Origin of the sequence: Bradyrhizobium sp. PRIMUS42, assembly GCF_023006515.1 — a bacterium.
Lineage (GTDB): Bacteria > Pseudomonadota > Alphaproteobacteria > Rhizobiales > Xanthobacteraceae > Bradyrhizobium.
This window is the reverse complement of sequence record NZ_JALBGZ010001572.1, coordinates 1-484: the sequence shown is the minus strand read 5'-3', so window position 1 is coordinate 484 and position 484 is coordinate 1. Positions and strand designations below refer to the sequence as shown.

Here is a 484-nt window from a genome sequence, read left to right as displayed (position 1 = left end):
CAGGAACCGGTTGGCGCGGCCGAGCACCGCGTTGGCGTCGTGGATGATGCCGGGCACGCCGGCGAATTTCGCAGCGACCAGCGGCGGCAGTGTCGGATAGCCGCCGAAGCCGACGACGGCGACGGGCTTCAAGCGCTTGATCAGCGCGTAGGCTGACAGCGTGCCGGCAACGAGCGTGAGGCCGGCATAGGCGAGCTGAAACGGATTGCGCCCGCGTGCGGTCTCGCTGGCCACCACGTCGATCATGTCCTTGCTGAATAGCCCGCTATAGCGCAGCGCGCGCTCGTCCGTGACGAGGCGGACGCGATAGCCGCGCCGGATCAGCTCGACGCCGAGCGCCTCGGCCGGAAACAGATGGCCGCCGGTGCCGCCCGCGGCGAGAAGAATCAGGGGGGAATTGTCCATAAATGCCTTTTACAAGGCCTTCACCGTCATTGCGAGCCGGCTACACGACGCGCGTGCCCCGGGCGCAGCGCAGCGCGCC

Annotated in this window: 1 protein-coding gene; it reads right to left on the bottom strand. The window is 68.4% G+C overall.

The features are described from left to right. Positions 1-405, bottom strand: a 405-nt coding sequence (locus MOV75_RS41720; RefSeq protein ID WP_247008727.1) for a glycosyltransferase, incomplete at its 3' end; no start/stop codon positions are given. Between the last annotated feature and the right edge of the window lie 79 nt (positions 406-484).